This window comes from Candidatus Insignibacter tubulum, from assembly GCF_056790205.1.
Genome location: NZ_CP199715.1, coordinates 609,331 through 628,264, shown reverse-complemented (window position 1 = coordinate 628,264; position 18,934 = coordinate 609,331). Strand labels below are relative to the sequence as shown.

Annotated in this window: 15 protein-coding genes and 1 pseudogene; 10 read left to right on the top strand and 6 right to left on the bottom strand. The window is 30.3% G+C overall.

Going from position 1 to position 18,934, the window contains the following annotated elements; genetic code table 11:
- Nucleotides 1–117: 117 nt before the first annotated feature.
- The 6 genes from ACUBP5_RS02680 to mdh all read left to right on the top strand — a co-directional run bounded on the left by ACUBP5_RS02680 (nucleotide 118) and on the right by mdh (nucleotide 7,041).
- Complete coding sequence (locus ACUBP5_RS02680; RefSeq protein ID WP_482168111.1) at nucleotides 118–1,509, top strand: type III PLP-dependent enzyme domain-containing protein; 1,392 nt, start codon at nucleotides 118–120, stop codon at nucleotides 1,507–1,509.
- A gap of 2 nt (nucleotides 1,510–1,511) precedes the next feature.
- Nucleotides 1,512–2,363 (top strand): agmatinase, encoded by an 852-nt coding sequence (speB, locus tag ACUBP5_RS02675; RefSeq protein ID WP_482168612.1) that lies wholly within the window; start codon nucleotides 1,512–1,514, stop codon nucleotides 2,361–2,363.
- A 15-nt stretch (nucleotides 2,364–2,378) separates the two neighbouring features.
- Nucleotides 2,379–3,071, top strand: a complete 693-nt coding sequence (cmk, locus tag ACUBP5_RS02670) for a (d)CMP kinase (protein ID WP_482168110.1) — start codon at nucleotides 2,379–2,381, stop codon at nucleotides 3,069–3,071.
- 26 nt (nucleotides 3,072–3,097) lie between these two features.
- Nucleotides 3,098–3,829: a 3-oxoacyl-[acyl-carrier-protein] reductase gene (fabG, locus tag ACUBP5_RS02665; protein WP_482168109.1), complete on the top strand. Its 732-nt coding sequence runs from the start codon at nucleotides 3,098–3,100 to the stop codon at nucleotides 3,827–3,829.
- Nucleotides 3,830–3,840: 11 nt separating this feature from the next.
- On the top strand, nucleotides 3,841–5,541 hold the full coding sequence (gene menD / locus ACUBP5_RS02660) for a 2-succinyl-5-enolpyruvyl-6-hydroxy-3-cyclohexene-1-carboxylic-acid synthase (protein WP_482168108.1): 1,701 nt from the start codon (nucleotides 3,841–3,843) through the stop codon (nucleotides 5,539–5,541).
- A gap of 543 nt (nucleotides 5,542–6,084) precedes the next feature.
- Nucleotides 6,085–7,041 carry a malate dehydrogenase gene (gene mdh, locus ACUBP5_RS02655; protein ID WP_482168107.1) on the top strand — a complete coding sequence of 319 codons (957 nt, stop codon included), beginning with the start codon at nucleotides 6,085–6,087 and terminating at the stop codon, nucleotides 7,039–7,041.
- A 165-nt stretch (nucleotides 7,042–7,206) separates the two neighbouring features.
- On the opposite strand, the gene ACUBP5_RS02650 is transcribed toward mdh, so the two are convergent.
- The 4 genes from ACUBP5_RS02650 to panB all read right to left on the bottom strand — a co-directional run bounded on the left by ACUBP5_RS02650 (nucleotide 7,207) and on the right by panB (nucleotide 10,510).
- On the bottom strand, nucleotides 7,207–8,451 hold the full coding sequence (locus ACUBP5_RS02650) for an AI-2E family transporter (protein ID WP_482168106.1): 1,245 nt from the start codon (nucleotides 8,449–8,451) through the stop codon (nucleotides 7,207–7,209).
- Between the two features lie 51 nt (nucleotides 8,452–8,502).
- The gene (locus ACUBP5_RS02645) at nucleotides 8,503–8,727 is read right to left on the bottom strand and encodes an FtsB family cell division protein (RefSeq protein WP_482168105.1); all 225 of its coding nucleotides are present in this window, start codon (nucleotides 8,725–8,727) and stop codon (nucleotides 8,503–8,505) included.
- Nucleotides 8,728–8,858: 131 nt separating this feature from the next.
- Nucleotides 8,859–9,470, bottom strand: coding sequence for a uridine kinase (gene udk / locus ACUBP5_RS02640; RefSeq protein WP_482168104.1), 612 nt, complete (start codon nucleotides 9,468–9,470; stop codon nucleotides 8,859–8,861).
- Nucleotides 9,471–9,691: 221 nt separating this feature from the next.
- A complete protein-coding gene (gene panB, locus ACUBP5_RS02635) occupies nucleotides 9,692–10,510 on the bottom strand; it encodes a 3-methyl-2-oxobutanoate hydroxymethyltransferase (protein WP_482168103.1) in 819 nt (272 codons plus the stop codon).
- A gap of 509 nt (nucleotides 10,511–11,019) precedes the next feature.
- Here panB and rfbB point away from each other — a divergent pair.
- The 4 genes and pseudogenes from rfbB (at nucleotide 11,020) to secA (ending at nucleotide 16,721) form a co-directional block, all read left to right on the top strand.
- A pseudogene (gene rfbB, locus ACUBP5_RS02630) lies at nucleotides 11,020–12,032 on the top strand (dTDP-glucose 4,6-dehydratase).
- A gap of 48 nt (nucleotides 12,033–12,080) precedes the next feature.
- Nucleotides 12,081–12,953: a glucose-1-phosphate thymidylyltransferase RfbA gene (rfbA, locus tag ACUBP5_RS02625; protein WP_482168102.1), complete on the top strand. Its 873-nt coding sequence runs from the start codon at nucleotides 12,081–12,083 to the stop codon at nucleotides 12,951–12,953.
- 182 nt (nucleotides 12,954–13,135) lie between these two features.
- Nucleotides 13,136–13,357 carry a DUF2795 domain-containing protein gene (locus tag ACUBP5_RS02620; protein WP_482168101.1) on the top strand — a complete coding sequence of 74 codons (222 nt, stop codon included), beginning with the start codon at nucleotides 13,136–13,138 and terminating at the stop codon, nucleotides 13,355–13,357.
- Nucleotides 13,358–13,430: 73 nt separating this feature from the next.
- Nucleotides 13,431–16,721 carry a preprotein translocase subunit SecA gene (gene secA, locus ACUBP5_RS02615; protein WP_482168100.1) on the top strand — a complete coding sequence of 1,097 codons (3,291 nt, stop codon included), beginning with the start codon at nucleotides 13,431–13,433 and terminating at the stop codon, nucleotides 16,719–16,721.
- 713 nt (nucleotides 16,722–17,434) lie between these two features.
- Here secA and rpe read toward each other — a convergent pair.
- On the bottom strand, nucleotides 17,435–18,082 hold the full coding sequence (rpe, locus tag ACUBP5_RS02610) for a ribulose-phosphate 3-epimerase (protein ID WP_482168099.1): 648 nt from the start codon (nucleotides 18,080–18,082) through the stop codon (nucleotides 17,435–17,437).
- Nucleotides 18,083–18,095: 13 nt separating this feature from the next.
- Entirely contained in the window at nucleotides 18,096–18,911 is an 816-nt protein-coding gene (locus ACUBP5_RS02605; RefSeq protein WP_482168098.1) for an enoyl-ACP reductase FabI, read from the bottom strand.
- Nucleotides 18,912–18,934: the final 23 nt, after the last annotated feature.

The following is an 18,934-nucleotide window of genomic DNA, read 5'->3' as shown; positions in this document are numbered from 1 at the left end:
AAATATTAAGCATTACTTTTAAGTAAAATATATTTATAATTTTTTAATTTTTACTAGATAAAGTAATAATTTTACGTCTTTATAAAAATATATATATAATATTTATATGGTTCATAAATGAAAATTCGCTATTCAGAACTTATTGATCAGACTTTTGATTTTCCCACCAAAGAATTTAAAATCAAAAAAAATCAGCTCGAATTTCATGGTATACCCCTCATGAAACTGATAGAAAAAAATGGGACCCCATTACAATTTTCTTATCTCCCTAAAATTTCTCGAAATATTTCTCAGGCAAAAAAATGGTTTGAAAAGGCAATTATCAAAAATAATTATAAAAATCGATATACCTATTGCTACTGTACTAAAAGTTCTCATTTTTCTTTTGTGCTTCATGAAGCACTTAAGAATAGGATCAGTCTCGAAATTTCTTATACCTATGATATAGATATAGTTCGCAATCTTTATAAAAAAAGGGAAATTGATAGAAATATAGAGGTAATATGCAATGGATTTAAAACATTGGGTTATGTAAAAAATATCGCTTACTTGATTAACGAAGGATTTACAAATACCATTCCTATCCTCGATAATGCTCTAGAAATTGAACAACTTGAAGCAGAAATCAATCGACCTTTTAAAATAGGTGTACGGATTGCCTCAGAAGAAGAGCCTAAATTTGAATTTTATACCTCACGTTTAGGTATTGGTTATAAAGATATTATTCCTCTCTATAATGCAAAAATCAAAAATAATAATCAAGTAGAACTTAAGATGCTGCATTTTTTTATTAATACTGGGATAAAAGATACTTCTTATTATTGGAATGAACTTTTTAAATGTTTACGTATTTATGCTCGTCTTAAAAAAATTGCGCCTGAGCTTCAAGCGCTTAATATAGGAGGAGGATTCCCTATAAAAACTTCTCTTTCTTTTGATTACGATTATGAATATATGATCAATGAAATTGTTTTTCAAATCAAAAAGTTCTGTGAAGAAGAGAATGTAGAAGAGCCTCATATATATACAGAATTCGGCGCCTACACTGTAGGAGAGAGCGGGGGTATTCTATATAAAGTCCTTAGCCAAAAAAGACAGAATGATCGTGAAAAATGGAATATGATTGACAGTTCTTTTATGACTACTTTACCCGATACTTGGGCTATAAGTCAGCGCTTTATCATGATGGCTATTAATCGTTGGGAGGATGCCTATGAACGTGTTTTTTTAGGTGGCCTTACTTGTGATAGTGACGATTATTATAATTCAGAACAACATATGAATGCTATTTATCTTCCTTACTTTCATGAAAAATATTCGCTTTACATAGGTTTTTTCAACACAGGAGCTTATCAAGACACAATAGGTGGATATGGGGGGGTACATCATTGTTTAATCCCACAAGCAAAACATATATTAATCAACCGTGATGCGCAGAGAAAACTTACTTATGAGGTTTTTAGAAATGGACAGACTCCACAAGAAGTTCTAAGTATTCTAGGTTATTAAAAATAGATATGAAAACATTTGCAGGAATTTCTAGAGAATATGCCAAATTTAAGAATGCTAAAATTGTATTAATTCCCATACCTTATGATAACACTAGTACTTGGGGGAAAGGAGCTGATAAAGGTCCTAAAGCTTTTTTAGAAGCTGCTGAAAATATGGAGTTATACGATATTGAAACTGACTCTGAAGTTTATAAGAGAGGCATATTTATAGCACCAACTCTTAAAAAGAACAAGAACGTTCAAGAAATGGTAGAAAATATTTATATAACTACTAAAAAATATATCTCTTATAGAAAATTTGTTACTTTTATAGGAGGAGAGCACTCTATTTCTATAGGCAGTTTGCGTGCTTTTAGAGATCGATTCCCAATACTTAGCATTTTACAACTCGATGCGCATGCAGATTTAAGAAGAAATTATCAGGGCACACCTTATAATCATGCTTGTGCCTTATACGAAAGTAGTTATAAAGGCCCCTTAGTTCAGGTAGGTATACGAAGTATGGATATCGAAGAAAAAAAATACATACAAAAAGGAAAGATTTTTTACGCTCATTCTCTTGATGAACAAGGTAATTGGATGCAAAAAGCAATCGATAATTTAACTGAAAAAGTATTTATTACTATAGATATTGATGCATTTGATCCTTCTATAGCACCTTCTACCGGAACGCCTGAGCCTGGAGGATTATTATGGTATGTTTCTTTGAAATTTTTACGTAAAGTTTTTGAACAAAGACAAGTAGTAGGATTTGATATCGTAGAACTTGCTCCTAATGCTCAAGAACGCTCTACAGATTTTCTAGCAGCTAAACTTTATTATAAATTATTGAGTTATCGCTTTGAATTATAAGTAACCTTACTTATTATGATAAAAAAAATTATTATAGCTATAGATGGACCTTCCTCTAGTGGAAAGAGTACTTTAGCATCTCAGTTAGCTAAAATGCTGAATTACATCCATGTAGATACAGGTGCTATGTATCGTAGATTAAGCTTATTTTTTCTTGAAAGAGGACTTCTTAAAGAAGGTACGCTAGATAAGCGTATGTTAATTGCTTCACTTAAAGATATTAATATTAAATTTCAAATTAGTGGTAATTTAGATCTTGATAAGATTGATTTTAATGCAAAAGAGGCAGAAAAAAAACTCCATAGTATGGAGATTACCGAAATAGTAAGTTCAGTGGCTGAACTCCCTGAGGTACGTGAAAAATTAATGTATCTTCAAAGATCATCCGGTAGAGAAAGAGGTATTGTAATGGATGGAAGGGATATAGGAACGGTGATATTTCCCAAAGCTGAGCTTAAAATTTTTCTCAACGCTCCCTTATCCGTTCGAGCTAAACGCCGCTATGAGGAAATATACCAGAAAAATCCAAATATCAGCTATTCAAAGGTCTTAAATAGTATATTTATAAGAGATAAACGTGATACTAATAGAAAGATTGCTCCCTTAAAAAAGGCTCAAGAGGCAATTGAGATTGACAATGGTTTATTAAGTATGCAAGAGCAACTCTCTTTTATTTGTAATCTTGCAAAAAAAATTATTGAGAATTAGATAAGCTGAATTTTAGCTATTTTTTTATGAAAATTTTAGAAGGCAAAACTGCTATTATCACAGGAGGATCACGAGGTATTGGAAAAGCTATTGTTGAACTTTTTGCTCAACAATCTGCGCAGGTTCATTTTACCTATAGTCACTCTATTAATAAAGCTCATGAAATTGAGGAATCTTTTAACCCTTATGTAAAGGGTTATCAACTAAACGCTACCGACGAACAAGGCACACATAAGCTCGTGGAACAAGTAGTGAAAGAATCTGGAAGGTTAGATATTATAGTTAATAACGCTGGGATTACTCGGGATCATCTTCTTTTACGTATGAGTCGAAAAGATTGGGAAGAAGTTTTATATACAAATCTCACCGCATTTTTCTTTCTTACGCAAGCAGCTATTAAACCTATGATAAGACAAAAAAGCGGATCGATTATTAATATAAGCTCGGTAGTAGGGCTCACTGGAAATGCTGGACAATCTAATTATGCTGCTTCAAAATCTGGTATACTTGGCTTTACCAAATCTATTGCTAAAGAACTAGGTTCTAGAAATATTAGATGTAATGTTATTGCTCCTGGTTTTATTGCTACTCAGATGACTTCATTGAATGAAAAAGTTATTGAAAATTGGCTGAACGATATTCCCTTAAAAAGGGCTGGTACTCCAGAAGATGTTGCTAAAGCAGCTCTTTTTCTCGCTTCAGACCTATCTTCTTATATAACTGCTGAAATACTTAATGTTAATGGAGGAATGTATTAAAAAATAAATATATGTCTTCAACTCATGCTATAGTAGAAGGAATCGCTGAAATACTAAAAGCCAATAATATCCTATATGCGGTGCTTTCACCTGGATCAAGGAATGCTCCTATTATTATTCATTTTACATTAGATCCCTCTTTTAAAACATATAGTATAGTAGATGAGCGCTCTGCTGGATTTTTTGCTCTAGGTATGGCCCAAGAGTTAAAAAAAGCTGTTATACTTAATTGTACTTCAGGTTCAGCTCCTACTAATTACTACCCATCTATTGTAGAAGCGTATTATCAGAGTATTCCTTTAATTATTATCACTGCTGATCGTCCTAGAGAGTTTAGAAATATTCGCGATAACCAAACTATTCAACAAGAAAATCTCTATGGAGAGCATGTTGTTAAATTTGTACAGCTTGATGAAAATTTTTCAAAAAAAGGTTTATGGTATAATGATTATTTAGTAAATCAGGCAATTAACTCCGCACTTTTATTTAAAAAACCGGTACATATTAACTTGCCAATTCCTGACCCTCTTTATAAAGTAAAAAATAAAATTGATCGTCATCCTAAAATTATTACAATACCTTCTTTTAAGTCTTCTATAAAAGATTCTTTATTAAGGCCATATCAAAAAATATGGGAAAGTAGTTCTAAAAAAATGATCCTTATAGGCCAGAGAAATCGTTCTTTATGTCTTGAGAAGATTTTAAAAAATCTAATTCTAAACGATGAATCTTTAATTATATTAACAGAGACTTTATCAAATACATACGGGATAGATTTTATAGAGTCTATAGATCCTATAATATATTCTATAACTGAAAAAGAGAAACAAGATTTTTATCCTGAATTACTAATCACTCTTGGAAAGAGTATTATCTCTAAAGAGATTAAAAATTTTTTAAGAAATGCTACTCCTAAGTACCACTGGCACGTTGAGGAAAACGCTTTTTCGGAACAACCACCGGATACTTATTATGCGCTTACTACTTATTGGAACTTAGATGCAGAAACTTTTTTAAAAAAATTACCTAAGGCTTGCGTAAATTCAAATTTTCGTAAAAAATGGACTATTCTAAGTAAGAAGTGCGAAAAAAAACATAAAATATTTCTTTCTAAAGTAAATTTTTGTGATTTAAAAGTTTTTGAAATAATTCTTAAAGCTATTCCTAAAAAAAATTTATTATATCTCGGTAATAGTACACCAATTCGTTATCAACAACTTTTTAAAAGAAAAAAAAATGTAATATCTTATGCTAATCGCGGTACATCTGGAATCGATGGCTGTGTTTCTACAGCTATTGGAGCAGCAGTAATCTCTCCAAAACCCATAGTATTAATCATAGGAGATATTAGTTTTTTTTATGATAGTAATGCTTTATGGAATATATATATACCTAAGAGTTTTCGCATTATATTAATTAATAATGCAGGGGGTGATATATTTCGATTTATTACTGAATCCAATCAATTATCTTCTGTCGAAGATTATTTTGTAAAAACTCATAGCTTAAATGCTAAGTCGCTTTGCGCGATGTATCTATGGAATTATATGTATGCTGATACAGAAATTAATTTAAAAAAAAAATTAAAAAAATTTTGGGAGCCTATAGAAAATTATTTTCAAGCAAGTTTACTTGAGATAAACACTGGGAAATTAAATAATGCTGATGAGCTCAAAAAGTATTTTTCAAATTTCAAGGAAAATTCAGAATAAACTTAATAAGCATTTTTTCTAAGTATTATTTAACTATGATTATATAGTTTTTACTCAGAATTATAGTTTAATATTATAAAATTTTAGATAATTTCTCAGCCTATGAGAAAAAACATATTAAAAATAATAAGATGTTTTTTACGACTTTAGATCTTTAAGTATTCTATCGATAAGAGATCTGTATTTTATTTTGTTTTAAAATAAAAGGGGTTAGACTTTTTTATATAAAAAATCCCTCTTAGTATAAGTAAAAATAGATCTGTATATTAGATACCTTTAATGTGTTGATATATTATAAAAAAAATAGATATTAAAACCATAATATATATTTTTTATATGCTCTATAATTATAAATTATATCATAATTATTATTATATAATAATATAATTCAATAATTAATTAGGATATTTAAATATGAAAAAGAATATGATTATAAATGTTATTTGCCTTTTTTAATGAAAAAAAGCAGAATTGTTCATTGTTTATCATATCTCTTTTTTAGTATTTTCATCCTATTTAAAAAAATAAATATAATAAACTAATATGAAAATTACTGTTATAGGCGCTGGAAATGTAGGGGCTACTTGTGCAGATGTACTAGCTCATAAAGATATCGTAAAAGAAATTATATTGTTGGATATTAAGAAAAATTTCGCTCAGGGGAAAGCTTTAGATATGCGGCAATCTTCTTCTGTAAATAATTACAGTACTCAAATTTTAGGTGTAATGAATGACTATACGTATACCGAAAATTCTCAAGTGGTTGTAATTACGTCAGGATTACCTAGAAAGCCTGGTATGAGTCGAGATGACCTCATTAGCATTAATGCTAATATTATACAATCGGTAATAAGTCAAGTCATAGATTATTCTCCTCAAGCTAAAATCATTATTGTGTCAAATCCCCTTGATATAATGACTTATGCTGCTTATTGTACCGCTATTAAAAAAGGCAAACATCCTGAATGGGCTTCAAAAAATATATTTGGGATGTCAGGTGCTCTCGATACAGCCCGTTATAAGGCTTTCATAGCAGATGAGCTCAAATGCTCGCCACAAAACATTCAGGCAATTTTGCTTGGTGGTCATGGAGATACTATGGTTCCTTTACCTCGTTATACTACGGTATCAGGAATTCCAATAATCGAGCTTATAAAACCACAAAAGCTTACCTCTATTATAGAAAGGACAAAAAATGGAGGAGGAGAGATTGTAAATCTTTTAGGCACTTCAGCCTGGTATGCTCCAGGAGCCTCAGTTGCGCAAATGGTAGAAGCGATTATTAAAGATTCTAAACAAATTTTATCTTCTTGTACTCATCTAAATGGAGAATATGGATTGAAAGACATTTATTTAGGTGTTCCCGTAGTCTTAGGAGCTCAAGGTGTCGAACGTATTATTGAACTTGATTTAAACAATAAAGAAAGAGAGGATTTTCTTGCTTCTGCAAGACAAGTTAAAAAAATGATAAATGTATTAGAGGACATGAAGCTCTTTTAAAAATTTTACATAAAAAATATTATATAAAAATATATATGTATATATATTAATTTTATTGAAATAGAGAGAATTTTTAAAATATGTAAACTGTTACTTTAGTTTTGTTGTTCATATCAGATATTAATAACTTTTTATAAGTAAAAAGGATATATTATTATATAATTGTTATATAGTGTTTCTATTATCTTTTACTTTAAAAAGCTCTTGAGTCCACTTATATTCTTTAAAAAATTCCCAAAGTCCTACCCGTATTACCGTGTAAATAGGAACAGCAAAAATCATTCCAGATATATTGAATAATATCCCACCAATAAGTATAACTAAGAAAATCTCTACTGGATGAGATTTTACGCTCTTTGAATAAATTATAGGTTGGTTAAAAAAATTATCTATTACTTGAATTAAAATATAAAATAACATAATACGTATAATCTTAGGGATAAGATCCTCTTGAAAATTAGCCCCTTCTTGTATAAGACTACTCATAGATAAAAGAGAAAAGACCAAAGCGCCTACAAGTGGCCCTAAATAAGGGATTATGTTTAGCAGAGCGCAAAGAAAAGCTATAACTAGCGATTTTTTTATACCAAAAAGCAGTAGTATGCTCATATAAAGTATGAGCATAATAGTTATTTGAAGACTCAACCCAAAAAAATATCTTCTTAAAAGCGATTTTATTTTTGTTCCAGTATCCTTATATTTTTCTCTCTTTGATTCTGGGAAAAAGCAGAACAGTAAGTTACTAAAAAATATTCTATCCTTTATAAGGAAGAAGGTTAAAAATAAAATTGAAGAGGCATTAATAAAGAAACTACCTATAGTTGTTATAAAGGCATTTAAATATTCGGGTAGTATACTATAATCTATTCGAGAAAGCAACTCAACTTTATTTATATTTGATAAAATATTAATGCCATAATTTTGTAACCAACAGTTTAAAAGAAGATATTGTTTATTAATAGTTTCTCGAAACCCAGCGGTATTTAATAAAGAAAGATCTTTAGCTTGATTTATAATAGTGGGGATTATAATTCCTAGGATCCCTAGGAAAATTAACATAAATAAAATTATGGCGACTATTGCGCTTAAACTTACAGGTAATTTTAACTTCTCATTAAGAAATTTCACTATAGGTGTTCCTATAATAGATAAAATTATAGCACAAATCAAATAGAAAAATATTTTTCTGATTTCCCAAAGGAAATAACCTAAAATGACAATTATCACAATACCTAAAAATGCTTTTATCATCTCTATAGCAAATAGGTTATTATTTTTATCCTGATATGTCATTTTATCGTTTTCTTTGTTTCCCAACTCTTCAATACTGTTTTTAATGCAAACTTTATCTTTAAAAAGATAAGACCATGTTCTTTCTAAGAAAAGAAACAATATCGATTTTTTTAACATATTTATATAATTTATTTCATTTTTGATCTATCTGAAATATTCTTAGAAAGACTATCCTTTTTGCGATACGATAAAAACATCTTCTTGATCACGTTTCATATAAAAATTTTCTCTCGCAAATCTTTCTATATAATCTGGATCAGATTTAGCTTTCTTTAGCCAGTTTTTTTCAAAATCTATTTGCGATTGTAGATAATATAGTTTCTTCCGAATTTCGACGCTTTCTTTATATAAGTTATAATGTAATAATAGAGAATTTGTATCAAAAAAAAACATCCATATTAAAAAGCATACACTTAAGAAAACAAATTTATATTTTAGAAATAGATATTTACTGATTTTATTTTTTTCTTCTTTAGAAGAAAGTGAAAAGTTAAGATTAAACATTTTTTATTGATAGATTAATTTTATTTTCTTATTTTATTCTCAATAGCTGATTTAACAAGGCTTATAGCTGCTTCATTATGATACATGTTAGGTATAATAATATCAGCATAGGATTTGCTTGGCTCAATAAACTGCTCGTGCATAGGCTTTAATGTTTCCTGATATCGGCATAATACTTCTTTTAAATCACGTCCACGTTCTAAAATATCTCTTTTTATACGTCTTATCAAGCGTTCATCCGCATCAGCATGTATATAAATTTTCATATCAAAGAGTTCTCTAAGTCTAGACTGAGTAAGCGCTAATATTCCCTCTACAATAACTACTTTTTGAGGTTTAATAATCACATACTCTGATGTGCGTGTATGGGTTATAAAACAGTATATTGGCTTTTTGATGACTTTTCCTGCCTTAAGAAGTTTGATGTGTTTAACTAGTAGCTCAAAATCTATTGAATGAGGATGATCAAAGTTAATTTTTGTGCGTTCTTCAAAAGATAAATGAGTATTATTATGATAATAATGATCCTGAGATAGAACTATAACTTCTTGAGCAGGTAAATAATTTAAAATTTTACTTACAACAGTAGTTTTTCCTGAACCCGTTCCACCTCCTACGCCTATAATAAGCATTTTAATAATTTAAGCATGTAAAAAAAAGTACATTTTTATGTAAAATTATTTTTGAATAAACTAAAAATTTTAAAATATTTTTTTTTATACAATACGTTGACTTAAAGTTCTAAGATAGGATTTACGCTATATTAAGAGAAAACTATGTTATTTTTGTATAGTTTTTGCTTATGATAATTTGTAGAATTCTTTTTAAAGTAGTTTAAATAAAACTATACCGTTTATTCATATTGTTCATTACTATTTGGGAAATTATTTGTTTTTATATCTTTTATAAAGTTTTTTACTGCTTTGACAATCTGATTATGTAGATCTAAGTAAGGCCGTACAAATTTGGGCCTGAAGTTTTCATCCATTCCTAATAGATCATTAATTACTAGTACTTGTCCATCTAAATAAGAACCTGCTCCTATACCTAGGATAGGGATATCAAGAGTAGTGCTCACTTTTTTAGCTAAAGTACTTGGAATTTTTTCTAAAACTAGAGCGAAACAACCTGCTTGGTATAACCTTTGCGCATCCTCAAGAAGTTTTACAGCTTCTTTTTCATCGCGAGCGCGTACTCCATAACTTCCTAAGTTATGGATATGCTGAGGCATAAGTCCAAGATGTCCCATTACGGGAATACCTGCAGAAATAATATTTCTTATAGCTTCTTCAATTTCACTTCCTCCTTCGAGTTTAACCGCTTCTACTTTTGCCTTTTTAATCATCCGTGTAGCCGATTTAATTGCTTTATTAGGAGTGTTATAACTGCCAAAAGGCAAATCAGCTACAACTAAAGATCGACTCACAGCACATGTTACACATGTAGCGTGATAAATCATTTGATCTAAAGTAATAGGTAAAGTATTAGGATATCCTGCCATAACATTAGCGGCCGAATCGCCTACGAGAATAATATCAACGCCTGCCTGATCAAGCAATCTTGCCATAGAGTAATCATAGGCGGTAAGCATACTTATTTTTTCTTTTTGTATTTTTTTATCCTGTATATTTTTTATATTAATTTTTTCATCTCTTTCTGTATAGAAGCTCATTGTAAAAATTTTTAAGAACTCTGTAAAAATAGGAGTTTTGTTTGTACATTTACGTTTTTTGATTTTTTTTATGTAAAAAATGCTATTTGAAATGGCATATAGGTTTTATCAAATAGAAACTTATAATAATTAAGTAAAAGAGATCTTTAAAAACGATAAAATATCTGATCCTGTAGTTTATAATTTCTAAAAGACTATATAATAAACTAATTTATCGGCTCTGATTTTGACATGAGTTTAAACCCTCAATTTTTTAAAAAACTAAATTTTCATGATCTTATATGATTCATGATAGGAATATAAGAAAGTATTACATAAATAATTTGATGAGTTATATAATAAATATAAAAGGGTTTTTAATTACATTTCTATTTATTATTAATAATAAAATTTTAAAAGCGACAACTTTCATATTAAATTTATTGTGAATAAAATTATAAATAAGATATAACAAATTATTTTTTTTGCCTTTTAACCTTTAAAAAAAATATAGGACTGTCTAAATAGTAATATCTGCTAGAAAAAATATATTAATTACCAGAGGTGCAGGTTTTATTGGATCACATGTAGTCCGACATTTTATATGTAAATATTATCATTATAATATTATTAACATTGATTCTCTCACTTATGCGGGTAATAAAGAAAATTTAAAGGATATACAAAATAGTTCCAATTATACTTTTGTAAAAGCTGATATCAAAGAGCGATATGATATTTGCAATATTTTCCAATACTATAAACCTCATGCTGTAATTCATCTAGCAGCTGAAACTAATGTAGATCGCTCAATACTTTCACCTGAAGATTTTGTTGAGACTAATATATTAGGTACAACTAATTTACTTCAACAGGCCTTATCTCTTTGGAAGAATGATCTTGAAAATAAGCTTTTTTATCATGTTTCGACAGACGAAGTTTTTGGTACGCTAGGACCAGAGGGATTTTTTACTGAAAAAAACTTCCTATGATCCACAATCGCCTTATTATGCTCCCAAGGCCGCTTCAGATCATATGGTGCGTGCTTTTGGGAATACATATGGGTTGCCTTTTGTCATTTCAAATTGTTCTAATAACTATGGCCCTAATCAATTCCCTGAAAAGTTAATTCCTTTATTTATTAATAATATAAAAAATCAGGAACCGATCCCTATTTATGGAAATGGTAACCACACGCGCGATTGGTTATATGTAGGAGATCATGTACAGGTTATTGATCTTATTCTCCATAGAGGTAAAGTAGGGAATTCCTACAATATCGGTGGCTATAATCAATACTCTAATATTAACTTAGCACTCTTGATATGTAAAGAAATGGATTATAAATTAAACAGGGAACAGGGGAGTAGTGAAAATCTTATCCGTTTTGTGACGGGATCGTCCTGGACATGACTTAAGATACGCTGTAGATATCTCAAAAATAAAAAGAGAATTTGGATGGACTCCTTCTATCCCATTTGAGGAAGGTTTAAAATTTACAATAAACTGGTGTCTTAAAAACGGAAACTGGTCGAAGAATTAAATTTCTGTAATCTACTATCGGTGATAGTATGAAAAATATTTATTATTTATGAAAGGAATTATTCTTGCAGGAGGTAGAGGAACTCGTTTATATCCGTTGACTATATCGGTAAGTAAGCAACTTATGCCGATATATGATAAACCTATGATTTATTATCCGCTTTCTACTTTAATGCTTATTGGTATACGTGAAATATTAATAATTACTGTTCCGAAAGATCAGAAAACTTTTCAAAAGTTATTAGGGAATGGTAGTGATATAGGATGTAATTTTTCTTATAAAGTCCAGAAAAAACCTAATGGACTAGCACAGGCCTTTATCTTAGGAGAACGATTTATCGGGAATGATTCGGTAGCGCTTATTTTAGGAGATAATATATTCTACGCATCAGATATAGGGAAATTATTTTGCAGTAAAATCAACCCTAAAGGAGGCAATATTTTTGCTTATAGAGTTGAAAATCCCAGTTTATATTGCGTAGTTGAGTTCGATTCTTTAAGAAAAGCAATTTCTCTTGAGGAAAAACCTAAGAAACCTCGCTCAAATTATATTGTTCCTGGTCTTTACTTTTATGATAACTCAGTAGTGGATATTGCAAAAAATATCCACGCTTCTAAACGTGGCGAATTTGAAATATCTTCTATAAATGCTGTTTATTTAGAAGAAGATACTTTGCAGGTATTAATAATTAATAAAGGAGATGTATGGATTGATACTGGGACTTTTGATTCTCTTTTAACCGCTGGACAGTTTATAGAAATTATTGAAAAAAGACAAGGCTTCAAAATCGGATGTATAGAAGAAATAGCTTTTCAAATGAAATATATAACAGCAGATCAACTAGTAAAATTGGCTTATAAATATAATAAAAATAGTTACGGTATTTATCTAGAAAGCATTGTAAAAAATAGTTTTAATTAAACCGCATAAAAAGACATTATAAATGTATGGACAACTTCAATTAGAGTTTAAATTTAGAGAATAAATAAAAGTTTTAAAATATATTTTAAAAAGCTGTTTATATTTGCGGGTTTCATTTTTTGAAATCTAAAAAAAATTTTATATAGTAATAAGTAAGCATTCATTTTAATATAATATTTTTTATGTATTGGACATTAGAATTAGCCTCTTATCTTGAGGATGCTCCTTGGCCAGCTAACAAAGATGAACTCATAGATTATGCTATTCGTAGTGGAGCTCCTTTGGAGGTAGTTGAAAATCTTCAACAGCTAGAAGATGATGGAGAAAGTTATGAATCGATAGAAGAAATATGGTTAGATTATCCTTCTAATGAAGATTTTTTTTTCAATGAGGATGAATATTAAGTTAGAGTATAATAATAATACACTACTTAGGCCTTATACGACTTTTATTATTATAAATAGATAATTTGATCAAATGAATTTCTTAAATAAGATATTAAAAAGTTTCTTAGGGAATAAGAATGAACTAGATATAAGAGAAGCTAAAAAATATCTAGAAAAAATTAAAGAATTTGAACTCAAAATAAGTGCTCTCTCTCATGATGAATTGCGCTTAAAAACTTTAGCTTTTAAAGCTTATTTAAACAAGCGTATTAAAAAAATTTCTGATCATATAACTTCTTTGCAAAATCAGGTATATCTGGAAGAGGATATTGATTTAAAGGAAAAACTCTATGAAGACATTGATATTTATAAAAAAAACCGTTATGAACTTGAAGAAAAAGTTTTATTAGAGCTATTGCCTGAGGCTTTTGCAGTAATTAAAGAAACTGCTAAACGTTTTAAGGAGTATTCAGAAATCAAAGTTCAAGCTACAATCTTTGATAAAGAATTGGCCACCTGTAAACAGTACGTAAGTATAAAACAACAACAAGCATTTTGGAAAAATATTTGGAATGCTTCGGGAAAAACTATTATATGGGATATGGTCCATTATGATGTCCAACTCATAGGAGGAGTTGTTTTGCACCAGGGAAAGATTGCCGAAATGGCCACAGGAGAGGGAAAGACTCTTGTAGCTACTTTACCTATTTATTTAAACGCACTCAGTGAAAGAGGAGTACATGTAGTTACTGTTAATGATTATCTCTCCAAACGAGATTCTGCTTGGATGGCGCCTATTATGGAATTTCACGGTCTTAGCGTAGATTGTATAGATCAATATCCGCCACATACAGCTATGAGGCAGAAGGCATATGCCGCTAATATCACCTATGGTACCAATAATGAATTTGGATTTGATTACTTACGTGATAATATGGCGAGTTCAGCAGAAGATATCGTGCAGCGTGAACTTAATTATGCTATAGTCGATGAAGTTGACTCGGTATTGATAGATGATGCACGTACTCCATTAATCATCTCTGGCCCTATTCCACAAGAGGATTATCATGAATTTGATGTAATTAAACCTAAAATAGAACGTATTGTTCAGCAACAACGGTTAGAGTTAAATAAAACGCTTATCAAAGCTAAAGAACTCATAAAATCTGGTGATAAGAAAACAGGTGGTTTTAAAATTTTGCAGGTATACAGAGGATTGCCTAAATATAAACCTCTTATTAAGTTTCTTAGTGAAGAAAATATTCGAGTAATTCTTCAAAAGACAGAGAGCCAATACATGCAGGATAACAATAGAGAAATGCATAAAGTAGATACTAATCTTTATTTTATTATAAATGAAAAAAATAATACGATAGAACTTACCGACAAAGGTATAGATTTCCTTTCAAAGGATATATCAGATTCAGATTTTTTTATCCTTAGTGATATAGTTACGGAGATTACTAATATCGAGAATAATCAGCTATCTAAAGAAGAAGAAAATAAAATAAAAGAAGAGCTCTTAAGAAACTTTTCTGTTAAGTCAGCTCGTCTTAATACAGTGAATCAATTATTAAAAGCTTATACGCTTTTTGAAAAAGACGTGGACTATGTAGTTCTCGATGGACAAGTGAAAATAGTGGATGAGCAAACTGGTCGAATTATGGAAGGACGTCGTTATTCCGATGGATTACATCAAGCTCTCGAGGCAAAGGAAAATGTTAAAATAGAAGCAGCAAGTCAAACTTTTGCTACTATTACTCTACAGAATTATTTTAGAATGTATAACAAACTTGCAGGTATGACTGGTACAGCTGAAACTGAAGCCGGAGAATTTTGGCAAATCTACAAGCTTGATGTAGTAAGTATACCTACAAATCAGAGAGTTAACCGGATAGATTATGAAGACCTCGTATTTAGGACTAAACGCGAAAAATATAATGCTCTTATCAATGAAATACTTAAGCTCTCAAGTCAAGAAAAACGCCCTGTTCTTGTAGGTACTACCTCTGTAGAGGTATCTGAGTTGCTTGGAAAAGCTCTAAAACTTCGCAAAATAAACCATAATGTACTAAATGCTAAACTTCATGAAAGAGAAGCTGAAATTATCGCAGAAGCTGCTAAATCAGGGATGGTAACTATAGCCACTAATATGGCAGGTCGTGGAACGGATATTAAACTCTCTAATGAGAGTAAAGAGGCAGGAGGGCTAGCTATATTAGGGACTGAGAGACATGATTCGCGAAGAGTAGACAGACAGCTTCGTGGACGTTCAGGAAGGCAGGGAGATCCTGGTAGCTCTCAATTTTTTGTATCCTTGGAAGATAGCTTAATGCGTCTTTTTGGCTCAGATCGCTTAGCTAGCATAATGGACCGTCTTGGCCTTAAAGAAGGTGACATAATACAACATTCTATTATTACGCGTTCTATAGAACGCGCCCAAAAGAAAGTTGAGGAAAATAATTTCGGTATTCGAAAACGCTTACTAGAGTACGATAATGTAGTGAATAAACAACGTGAGGTTATTTATAAAAAACGAAGAAATGCTCTATTAGGAGATAGACTTCCTATAGATATATCTATCATTCTTTATAATACTGTACAGAGTATCATTTCTTACATTAAAGATTTTGAGCATTTCCAAAGTGAATGGTTTAAATATTTTGCGATAGAAAGCTCTATAAATTTAGATAGCTTTAAATCGCTTAAAGAGAAGGAAATGATAGAATTTCTTTATAAAAGAGCTACTAATGCTTTTAAGGTTAAAAGTGAAAATATTAAACAAAAGGTTCTCCCAATTATCACAGATATTTATCAAAATCAAAGAGATAGTTTTGAATTTATACAAATTCCTTTTACAGATGGTAAAAAAATCTTAGTTGTAAAATCAGACCTTAAAATAGCTTATGAAAGTGGTGGAGAAAGTTTGATTAATGAGTTCGAACGCTGTGTTATTCTTACCATTATAGATGATAAATGGAAAGAACATCTTAGAAAGATGGATGAGTTGAAAAGTTCTGTTCAAAATGCCATTTATGAACAAAAAGAACCTTTACTTATTTATAAAGGTGAGGCTTTTAATCTATTTCACAGTACGATGAATGAAATAAACAGAGAAACTGTTTTTTTCCTTTATAATGCAGATTTGTCTAGAGATAATAATAGTATAGAAGCTCTAGATTCTGAAAATGATTCCTCTAAACTAAAAAAACACAAAGATCAAACATCTTCTTCTAAACTATATCAAAAAGAAAAGAAAAGATCTCGTAATGATCGTATATGTATACGTCATATAACTACAGGTGAAATTCGAAATATAAAATTTAAACAAGCAGAATCTTTTTTAAAAAAAGGACAATGGATACTTGAAGAAGTATTATAAATAATAAGCAGAAATAAAAATATATTGTAGCATAATAAATTATGTAATTTATAGTTACCTCGATTCCTGAGATACATGGGAAAGTCAATGCTGCTATAGATACTACAATTATATTATAGTGTTTTAGTATCGACTATATTCTTAATATAGGATCTGCTGGAGATATTAAAACAAATTTACGTATTGGAGATTATTACTGTTTCCACTAAAACTTGCTATCATGATGCTAATTTAGCAGCATTTAGCTATAAATCAGGAAATTACCAAATTGCCTATATTTTTTAAATCAGATCCTAACTTTGTAAATCAGGCTATGAGAATAGGGAAATATATAGGATTGCGATTTTTTTTTTAGGACTTATATGTACCGGAGATACATTTATATCAATACTTAAGCAAGTAATAAAAATTAGAAAGTACTTTCTCAAAGCGATTGTATGTGGAAAATGTAAGCAGTCTCCATCGCTCAAATTTGTCATATCTATAATCGACCGTTTATATATCTTCGTTTACTATCGGATACAGTTGTTTTTTCCCTAATACTAATTTTAGTAAGTTTATTAATGAAGCAGGTAAAAAATCTGCTCTTTAGTAGCATACTTGATATTTGAATGCAGTTAGAAATACATATGAAAATTAGACAAAAGGAAAAATATGTAAAATTGCTATAAAACAACATATTTAAGAGTTTTTAAACTAGTTAAAAAAAACGTTTATTTTTTCATTTGGTAAATCCTTTCTAAAGGATCAGGGGAATTAAAAATATAATTACCAGCTACAAGGACATCAGCTCCTATGTCGAAAAGTTTAGTGGCATTTTCTTGATTTATTCCTCCGTCAATTTCTATAAGGACAGAAGCTTTTTTTTCAGAGATAAGTGCTCGAGCTTTAAGAAGTTTCTCCATGGTTTGTTCAATGAATTTTTGACCTCCAAAACCTGGATTTACGCTCATTAGTACTAAAAGATCTATTTCTTTAATAATATCTTTAAGTAAACAGACTGGAGTATCTGGGTTAATTGCTACTCCTGCTTTCATGCCAGTCTCTTTTATCTGAAAAATCGTTTTATGTAAATGATTACAAGCCTCATAATGCACTGATAAAATATCAGCGCCCGAAATTTTAAAATCATTAATATAACGTTCAGGGTCTACAATCATTAAATGGACATCTAAGGGTTTTTGAGTATATTTTTTAACAGTTTTAATTATAGACATCCCAAAGGAAATATTTGGGACAAAAGAGCCATCCATTACATCTAGGTGAAGCCAGTCCGCTTGACTTTGATTAATTAACTCTATGACAGATAATAATTGAGAAAAATCTGCTGATAAAAGCGAAGGGGCAATTCGTTTTTTCATTAAAGATTTTTTATTATTTAGATATGAATTTTTCTAGAACAGCTTCACTTACTCCAGTAGCTGAGAATCCTCCATCATGATAAAGATTTTGCATAGTTACCCCCCGAGTTAGATCAGAGAAAAGGGTAACTATATAATCAGCGCATTGATAAGCGCTAGTATTTCCTAGAGGAGAAATACTCTGAGCATATTTCATAAAAGCACTGAATAATTTAATTGCCTCACCTGCCTTAGTAGGGGTAGGTGACTGTGAAACTGTGTTAACGCGGACTTTATATTTCTTTGCCCAGTGATAACCAAAGCTTCGAGCAATGCTTTCCAAATAAGCTTTGTGATCAGCCATATCATTATAATCAGGAAAAACACGCTGAGCTGCTATATAAGTAAGAGCCACAATAGATCCCCATTCATTGATAGCTTCCTTATCCCAGGCAGCCTTCATTATCTTATGAAAAGAAACAGCTGAAATATCCCACCCTTTTTGTAACCAATCATATTGAGAATCAGTATATCTTCGACCTTTACGTATATTTATAGACATGCCTATAGAATGTAGAATAAAATCTATTTTTCCACCAAAGTACTCGAGGGTCTGTTCAAAAAGTTTAGTAATATCTTTCATAGAAGTAGCATCAGCTGAAATAATAATAGCATTAGTATTTTCAGCAAGTTTTTGAATTTTTCCCATACGTATAGCTACAGGGGCATTACTTAAAACAAAAGAAGCGCCATTTTGATGAGCTCGCTCAGCTAACTTCCAGGAGATAGAATTTTCATCTAAAGCTCCGAAAATAATGCCCTTTTTCCCTTTCAGTAAATTATAAGACACGGCAAAAAATTTTTACTAAGATA